Here is a 7,096-nt window from a genome sequence, read left to right as displayed (position 1 = left end):
TGAACTCAACGGACGACCCCGCCAGACCCTGGACTGGGAAAACCCAGCCCAAGCCCTCAACCGCCACCTCGTTGCAACAACCACTTGACGCCAAGGCGTCGAAAACAACAACACGCCGCAGATCAACGAGTGGCGGCCGCTAGCCGCGGTGAGGCGGGTGGCCGCCGGACGGCGGGTAGTGGGCCGGCGGGGGCGCGGGCGGGTAGCCGTATCCGGGCTGAGCGGGCGGCTGCGCAGGCGGGTAGCCGGGGTGTCCGGCGGGCTGTGCGGGCGGGTAGCCGGGGTGTCCGGCGGGCTGCGCAGGCGGGTAGCCGGGGTGTGCGGGGGGCTGGTGGGTGCGGCGGCGGCGTCCTAGCGCCGGTCCGGCGAAGAATACGAGGCCGCCTATGGCCACTATCGGCCCGAAGATCATCATGAGTACGGCCTCGCGGCCGTTCTGCGACTTCTGCTCGCCGTAGGAGCGCTCGGTCGAGCCGCCTCTGCTGGTGGTCCGGCAGGTGTCGCCCGGCGACATCGTCTGGCCGCCGCACTTCACCTCGCCTTCACCGCTGGACGCGATGCCCCCGATGAACAGGCCGATGCCGATGACGAGGCCGAGTAGCCCGTAGACGATGGAACGCACCCGTCCCGCCTTCCCTCCGGTAATGGCGGGATTTTAGCGATCATCGTCGGCGCAAAAGGCGCATTGCCTTCTCCTGCTCGAAATCGAGGGCGCGGGCCGGCGGCGCCGACAGCCGTCCGATGCGCTCGCCGAGTTCCCGGACGCCGCCCTGCACCTGCGGTTCGGCCAGGACGCGCAGCCCGAACGCCAGTTCGGCCGGGCCGATGTCGTAGCGCTTCTCCAGCGCGAGGGCGAGCGCGACGGCCCGCAGCTCGGCATCCCCGAACCGCCGGTGGCCGCCCCCGCGCAGCGACGCCTCCCGGGTGGCGGGCAGCAGGCCGAGGGCCTCCCGGTAGCGGAGCATGCGGGGCGAGGTACCGAGCCGCCGGGCGGCCTCCGTGATGCGCATGGGGCCAATTCTGACAAATCAGTGTCAGAAAGTCGCGTCCGGCCGTGCCTTCCCCCGCCGGCCGCCCGTAGACTCGCGGCGTTGACGCGGTCCGACGGCCCCGTCAGACCCTCGCGAACCGGCCCGCACACGCGGACGGCGCCGCCCATCACCAAGGGAGCAACGAAAGCATGGACTACAAGGTCGCCGACCTGTCGCTGGCCGACTTCGGGCGCCGGGAGATCCGGCTCGCCGAGCACGAGATGCCGGGCCTGATGGCGGTGCGCGCGGAGTACGCCGCCGCCCAGCCGCTGCGCGGCGCCAAGATCATGGGCTCGCTGCACATGACGATCCAGACGGCCGTGCTGATCGAGACGCTGGTCGACCTCGGCGCCGACGTCCGCTGGGTCTCCTGCAACATCTTCTCCACCCAGGACCACGCCGCGGCCGCGATCGTCGTCGGCAAGGACGGCACCGTCGACGACCCGAAGGGCGTCCCGGTGTTCGCGTGGAAGGGCGAGACCCTCGAAGAGTACTGGTGGTGCACCGACCAGGCCCTGCAGTGGCCGGACGGCACCGGCCCGAACATGATCCTCGACGACGGCGGCGACGCCACCATGCTCGTCCTCAAGGGCGTCGAGTACGAGAAGGCGGGCGCCGTGCCGACCGCCACCGAGGACGACCCCGAGGAGTGGGGCGTCATCCTCGACACCCTGCGCCGCACGATCGCCGAGAAGCCGGGCCGCTGGACCGGGACCGCCGTCGCGATCAAGGGCGTCACCGAGGAGACCACCACCGGCGTCCACCGCCTCTACGAGATGGCGAAGGCCGGCACGCTCGCCTTCCCGGCGATCAACGTCAACGACTCGGTCACCAAGTCGAAGTTCGACAACAAGTACGGCTGCCGGCACTCGGTGATCGACGGCCTGAACCGCGCCACCGACGTGCTGATCGGCGGCAAGGTCGCCGTCGTGTGCGGCTACGGCGACGTCGGCAAGGGCTGCGCGGAGGCGCTGAAGGGCCAGGGCGCCCGCGTCATCGTCACCGAGATCGACCCGATCTGCGCGCTGCAGGCCGCGATGGACGGCTTCCAGGTCACCACCCTGGAGGAGGTCGTCGACATCGCCGACATCTTCGTCACGACCACCGGCAACTTCAACATCATCTCGGCCGCCCAGATGAGCCGGATGAAGCACCAGGCGATCGTCTCCAACATCGGCCACTTCGACAACGAGATCGACATGGCCGGCCTCGCCAAGATCGACGGCATCGAGAAGATCGAGATCAAGCCGCAGGTGCACGAGTGGCGCTTCGCCGACGGCCACTCGATCATCGTCCTCGCCGAGGGCCGCCTGATGAACCTCGGCTGCGCCACCGGCCACCCGTCGTTCGTGATGTCGAACTCTTTCACGAACCAGGTCATCGCGCAGATCGAGCTGTTCACCAAGACCGACGAGTACCCGATCGGCGTCTACGTCCTGCCGAAGCACCTGGACGAGAAGGTCGCCCGCCTCCACCTGGACGCCCTCGGCGTCAAGCTCACCGAGCTCACCAAGGAGCAGGCCGCCTACATCGGCGTCCACGTCGAAGGCCCCTACAAGCCCGACCACTACCGGTACTAGACCGCGGTCCGTTGACTTGCGGCGTGTTGCCCTTATGCGGCTGTTGATAAGGGCAACACGCCGCAAGTCAACGAGGTGTTGATCGGGTCGGGCGTGCGCATGGGGAGTTCATGAGCGATATCGCGGATGGTGCGCTGGCTTATGAAGGGGTCAAGCGGATCGGGTGGGCCGAGCGGAGCATGCCCGTGCTGCGGCAGATCCGGGAGCGGTTCGCTGAAGAGCGGCCGCTGGACGGGTTCAAGGTCGCGGCGTGCATGCACGTCACGACGGAGACGGCCGGGCTGATCCGTACGCTGCAGGCCGGCGGGGCCAGTGTGGCGCTGGCGGCGTCGAATCCGCTCTCCACCCAGGACGACACCGCGGCGGCGCTCGTCCATGAGTACGGGGCGGAGGTCTTCGCGCGGGCGGGGACCGACCGCGAGGGGTACTACGCCCACATCCACCAGGCGCTGGAGACCGGGCCCGACTTCGTGCTGGACGACGGCTGCGATCTGGTCAACACGCTGCACATCGACCGGACGGATCTGCTCGGCACGGTCAAGGCGGGGTGCGAGCAGACGACGACCGGTGTCATCAGGTTGCACCAGATGGCGCTTGAGGGAGCGCTCAAGTTCCCCATGGTCGCGGTCAACGACACCGATACGAAGCACATGTTCGACAACCGCTATGGGACCGGCCAGTCGACGCTGGACGGAATCGTGCGCGCGACGAACACGCTGCTGGCCGGAAAGACCATCGTCATCGCGGGCTTCGGTTACTGCGGTCGCGGCTTGGCCGAGCGTGCCCGGGGTCTGGGTGCGCGTGTGGTCGTGACCGAGATCGACCCCGTCAAGGCGCTCGATGCGGCGTTGCAGGGTTTCTCCGTCCTGCCCATGGCCGAGGCCGCCGTGGACGGCGACGTGTTCATCACCGTTACCGGGAACCGCGATGTCGTGAACGCCGACCATCTCGCGGTCATGAAGGACGGTGCCATCCTCGCGAACTCCGGGCACTTCGACGTCGAGATCGACGTGCGGGCGCTGAGCGGGATGGCGGTCGAGGTGCACCACGGGATCCGGCCGCAGACCGACGAGTACGTGCTGGCCGATGGGCGGCGCCTCGTCCTGCTCGCCGAGGGGCGGCTGGTGAACCTGGCCGCCGCGGAGGGGCATCCGGCCGCCGTCATGGACATGTCGTTCGCCGACCAGGCCCTCACGTGCGCGTGGCTCGCGAAGTCGCACGCGACGCTGGCGCCGGCCGTCCACGAGGTGCCCAAGGAGATCGACACGGAGGTGGCCCGGCTCAAGCTGGCGTCGATGTCCATCTCCATCGACCTGCTGACCCCGGACCAGGAGGACTACCTCCACTCCTGGCGCATCGGCTCCTGATGCCCGCCGGCACGTACCTGCACCTGGACGAGGGGGTCGAGGAGCGCTTCCAGTGCGCGCCCGGCCCCGGCGGCTGGCGCTACACGTCCCGGCGGGACGACGGCGTCCGCGTCGACCTCGTCGTGGACGCGCGGTGGCGGCAGATCCGCGTCGAACTCGTCACCCCCGGCTGGTGGCTGCGCGGCGGCCTGACCGGCCCTGAACTGGCCTGGGTGCGCGCGTCCGGAGAGACCGGAACCGAGCACGGCGAGCGAGCGGCGGGGTTCGTTTCCGATTCGCCGGGCTTCGTCGTCGCCGTTGCCCATTCGCTGGAGCTGGCCGAGGGCGCGCAGACAGATGTTCGTCTCGTCCAGGTGAGCGGGACGTCCCTTTCCGCATTGACGACCCTGTGGCGCTGGCGACATGCCGGGACGTCCGCGTACGAGACCGAGACGACGCCCCTGCCCGTCCAGGAGTACGAGGTCACCGACCTGGCCACGGGGGAGGCGGAGACGATCCATGTGGCCGGCGACGTCCTGCTGGCCGGGCCCGGCGTCGAGCTCACGGATCTGGCGTCGCCGCCCAACGTCTAGGCCGGTCCGAACGCCGCGCATCGATGGGGCGCGTTCGATACCTTTGTCCCCTTCGTGATCAAGGAGGCGGACATGCAGGGGCAGCCACCGGGTGGGCCGGAGGAGCAGGGGCGCCCCGCGCCGCCGCCCGGTCCGCAGTTCGCGCCGCAGGGCGCGCCGATCCCGCCGTCGGGCGGGCTGTTCCCCCCGCCGCCGGGGGCTCCGGTACCGCCGGGCGGGCCGGTGCCGCCCTACGGGCAGCCCGGATTCGGGGGTCCGCCGCCGCCCGCCAGGAAGCCGTCGCCGATCGTCTGGGTGGTGATCGCCGCCGCGGTGGTCTTCTTCGTGGGCGCCACCGGGTTCATGCTCGTCCAGGGCAGCGGCGCGCCGAGCGGCCCGGTGAAGGCCGCGCAGTGCGTCGACAAGGGCTTCGGGATGGACGACGGGAACCGCATCCCCGCGAGCATCCGCGTGGGCTGCGACGACGCGGAGGCCAGAGCCAAGGTCGTCAAGGTCACCGACGAGGGCGAGGCGTCCGGTTTCAACTACACGTCCCGCTCCGAACCGGACTGCCCCGGTGGGACCGACGGCGTCACCAATGTCCGCGCCAAGGACACCGACAAGCACTACTACGAGGCGTGCGTCCGCAACCTCAAGGGCCCGCACCCGGGCGACCCCGGTACGGGCGGCGCGTTCCTGACCGCCGGCGACTGCGTGAGCAGCGGCTCGGTCGGGTTCGGCAAGGAGCAGCCGTGCGCCAAGGCCGGCTGGTACGGCAAGGTCGTCGCGCGCGTCGCCACGGAGCAGTCGTGCCCGTCGACGACGCTGGAGGTCATGAAGATGCGGTCGTTCGGCGGCGGTGATCTCGCCAAGCCGGTCGTGTGCCTCGGCCCCGGCGGCGGCGTGCTGTCACCCGGCGACTGCATCAGGGACCCGTCGTTCAACGTGGGCGACCTTGACAAGGCCGACTGCGGCTCCACCCAGGCCATCGCCAAGGTCGTCGGCCGCGTGAGGACGCAGCAGGAGTGCTCGTCCGAGGCCACGAACTACCTGACCAGCAAGGGCGCGTACCTCCCGGTGCTGTGCCTGAAGAAGCTGCGTCCGACCCTCAACGAGAGGCTTCGCTCCCTTCCGGGCTAAGCCTTGACGGTGACGGTGTGGGACGGCGTTCCGGGGTCGGCCCACACCGACAGGACGTGGCGGTCCGCGTCCCAGTGCGTCCGCCACTTCCCGTCGGGGTCGGTCGAGGTGACCTCCGGAGTGTCCGGGAACCAGATCTCCGTCGGACCGGTCACCCCCGGCTTGTTGCGCCAGGTGACGGTCAGGGCGCCGTCGGCGTAGGAGACCCCGGCCAACGTGCCGGCGACGGCGCGCGGGTACGGGCGGGCCAGCACCGTGGCGAACAGGGTCGGCTTCCCGTCGCCGTCGATGACGCCGGACGAGCCCGGGTCGTTCGACCAGTACGCCCAGCCGATGCCCAACTCGTCCGCCATGGTGAGCCAGTCGCCGGTGAAGTCGGCCGCGCCCGGGGCGCCCTGGCCCATGCCGCCGACCTCGCCGAGCCACATCGGGGTGTTGAGGCGCCGCGCGGCCGCGGGCATGTTGCGCTTCCACAAGGCGAACTGCGCCTGGACGAGCATCTTCGCCAGGCCGTCGTAGGAGCCGCCGAGGTCCACTCCACCGGGATAGAAGTGCGGTGCCAGGACGATGCGCGGCCCACCCGGACGAGGGTCGTGAACCGTGCCGAGCGATGTTTCCGCCCCTTCGTTGGGGCCGAGTGCCTGCGGTTCGACGAACACCCAGTTGTCGCCGTCCACCTCACGGATCGCGTTGACGATGCCCTGGTAGAACGGCGTCAGGATGGGGCCCTCGAAGAAACCGAACTGCCTCGTCCCGCCGAACGGCTCGTTCATGAGGTCGTAGCCGAGCACTGCGGGGTCGTCCGCGAAGCGTTTCGCGACGTGCTTCCACATCGCGGTGTAGTGCCGCATCAGTTCCGGGTGCTTGCCGGTGTTGTTCCAGAAGTTGTCGTAGGCGCGCAGTACGGCCGGTTGCAGGTAGGTGAGCACCCATGGGTCCTGCGGGGTGCAGGGCAGGCCGTCGGTGATGGTGGCCCAGGCGGGGGCTCCGTTCCCTGAGCCCTTGCAGGCCGCCGGGCCGTAGATGTCCTGGTGCATGTCGAGGATGACGTGCATCCCCTGCTCGCGGTACCAGGCGATGCGTTCCGCGACGTCGTCCAGATACGCGTCGTCGTACTGGCCGGGCTGGGGTTCGACGTTCTTCCACTGGATCAGGTACCGGACGGAGTTCGTGCCGAGGTCGCGTGCCTCGCGGACGATGTCGTCCCGGCTCACCCAGGGCAGCCCGCTCGGCCCCTTGGCGCTGCCCGCCGTGTTGAGGCCGTGCAGGACGAGCGTCCGGCCCTGGTCGTCGGTGATGGCGGGGAGCGGTGCCGTGTCGGCGCGTGCGGAGGGGCCGGTGAGGAACGCGGGGGTCAGGGCGAGTGTCGCCGTCAGGGTGATCCGGCCGAGGACAGTACGTACGCGCATCCCGCCTCCAAAAACCCG

Annotated in this window: 7 protein-coding genes; 4 read left to right on the top strand and 3 right to left on the bottom strand. The window is 69.9% G+C overall.

Annotated features, from left to right (window positions below; translation table 11 throughout):
* Positions 1–139: 139 nt before the first annotated feature.
* Together ABZ806_RS37870 and ABZ806_RS37865 are read right to left on the bottom strand one after the other, a co-directional pair.
* Positions 140–622, bottom strand: coding sequence for a hypothetical protein (locus tag ABZ806_RS37870; RefSeq protein ID WP_500223173.1), 483 nt, complete (start codon positions 620–622; stop codon positions 140–142).
* Positions 623–662: 40 nt separating this feature from the next.
* Complete coding sequence (locus tag ABZ806_RS37865) at positions 663–1,010, bottom strand: MerR family transcriptional regulator (protein ID WP_500223172.1); 348 nt, start codon at positions 1,008–1,010, stop codon at positions 663–665.
* A gap of 170 nt (positions 1,011–1,180) precedes the next feature.
* On the opposite strand from ABZ806_RS37865, the gene ahcY (ABZ806_RS37860) reads away from it, so the two are divergent.
* The 4 genes from ahcY (ABZ806_RS37860) (at position 1,181) to ABZ806_RS37845 (ending at position 5,669) form a co-directional block, all read left to right on the top strand.
* Positions 1,181–2,611, top strand: a complete 1,431-nt coding sequence (ahcY, locus tag ABZ806_RS37860; RefSeq protein ID WP_500223171.1) for an adenosylhomocysteinase — start codon at positions 1,181–1,183, stop codon at positions 2,609–2,611.
* A 110-nt stretch (positions 2,612–2,721) separates the two neighbouring features.
* Complete coding sequence (gene ahcY, locus ABZ806_RS37855) at positions 2,722–3,978, top strand: adenosylhomocysteinase (protein ID WP_500223170.1); 1,257 nt, start codon at positions 2,722–2,724, stop codon at positions 3,976–3,978.
* The gene (locus ABZ806_RS37850) at positions 3,978–4,550 is read left to right on the top strand and encodes a hypothetical protein (RefSeq protein ID WP_500223169.1); all 573 of its coding nucleotides are present in this window, start codon (positions 3,978–3,980) and stop codon (positions 4,548–4,550) included. The genes ahcY (ABZ806_RS37855) and ABZ806_RS37850 overlap by 1 nt, the downstream gene beginning before the upstream one ends.
* Positions 4,551–4,622: 72 nt before the next feature.
* Positions 4,623–5,669 (top strand): LppU/SCO3897 family protein, encoded by a 1,047-nt coding sequence (locus ABZ806_RS37845; RefSeq protein ID WP_500223168.1) that lies wholly within the window; start codon positions 4,623–4,625, stop codon positions 5,667–5,669.
* Here ABZ806_RS37845 and ABZ806_RS37840 read toward each other — a convergent pair.
* A complete protein-coding gene (locus ABZ806_RS37840) occupies positions 5,666–7,078 on the bottom strand; it encodes a cellulase family glycosylhydrolase (RefSeq protein ID WP_500223167.1) in 1,413 nt (470 codons plus the stop codon). The two genes, ABZ806_RS37845 and ABZ806_RS37840, sit on opposite strands and share 4 nt — an antisense overlap.
* Positions 7,079–7,096: the final 18 nt, after the last annotated feature.

This window comes from Spirillospora sp. NPDC047418 (assembly GCF_040643275.1).
Lineage (GTDB): Bacteria > Actinomycetota > Actinomycetes > Streptosporangiales > Streptosporangiaceae > Spirillospora.
Note: the sequence above shows the minus strand (reverse complement) of the source record. Positions and strands in the feature narration are given on the sequence as shown.

Bases quoted from the DNA above. Each gene is read 5' to 3' on its own strand.
- ABZ806_RS37865 (WP_500223172.1), bottom strand. From the start codon at position 1,010: ATGCGCATCACGGAGGCCGCCCGGCGGCTCGGTACCTCGCCCCGCATG.
- ahcY (WP_500223171.1), top strand. From the start codon at position 1,181: ATGGACTACAAGGTCGCCGACCTGTCGCTGGCCGACTTCGGGCGCCGG.
- ahcY (WP_500223170.1), top strand. From the start codon at position 2,722: ATGAGCGATATCGCGGATGGTGCGCTGGCTTATGAAGGGGTCAAGCGG.
- ABZ806_RS37850 (WP_500223169.1), top strand. From the start codon at position 3,978: ATGCCCGCCGGCACGTACCTGCACCTGGACGAGGGGGTCGAGGAGCGC.
- ABZ806_RS37845 (WP_500223168.1), top strand. From the start codon at position 4,623: ATGCAGGGGCAGCCACCGGGTGGGCCGGAGGAGCAGGGGCGCCCCGCG.
- ABZ806_RS37840 (WP_500223167.1), bottom strand. From the start codon at position 7,078: ATGCGCGTACGTACTGTCCTCGGCCGGATCACCCTGACGGCGACACTC.